Source organism: Xenorhabdus sp. NBAII XenSa04 (assembly GCF_963866145.1).
In the GTDB taxonomy this organism is placed as follows: domain Bacteria; phylum Pseudomonadota; class Gammaproteobacteria; order Enterobacterales; family Enterobacteriaceae; genus Xenorhabdus; species Xenorhabdus indica.
Genome location: NZ_CAWMEB010000191.1, coordinates 1 through 437 on the forward strand (window position 1 = coordinate 1; position 437 = coordinate 437).

General features: G+C 45.8%; 1 protein-coding gene. It reads right to left on the reverse strand.

What is annotated here, in order from left to right:
- Positions 1-419 (reverse strand): tyrosine-type recombinase/integrase (locus tag AAC147_RS08090; RefSeq protein WP_047686283.1); only part of this gene is annotated, 419 nt, incomplete at its 3' end.
- Positions 420-437 lie beyond the last annotated feature (18 nt).

The window sequence follows — 437 nt, forward strand, 5'->3', positions numbered from 1 at the left end:
ACAGCACGTTTACCAATATATGGGAAGATGTCTTTTTTCAGATATTCCAAAATGTCTTCGGCATACCCTTTTGACCAGTTTGGGCGTTTATAATCGTGCCATTCAATAGCAATGGATTCAAAACTATTGCTGACCGCAAATACTTTGGCGGCCTTCTCCGCCCTTTTTTCCTCTATCGGATCATTACCATCCGATAGAGTCCGCCGTGCATCATTTCTCTTGGTTCGTGCTTCGGCAAGGGAGATTTCAGGGTATACCCCTAATGCGAGCAATTTTTCTTTGCCTGCGATCCGATACTTTAACCGCCAGTAGCGAGAGCCATTTGGGTTAACCAATAGATAGAGTCCGCCACCATCTGCAAGTTTGTAGGGTTTTTCTTTCGGCTTTGCAGTGTCCACCTGTCGGGCTGTTAGCTTCATGGGGGTATCTCACTTCAT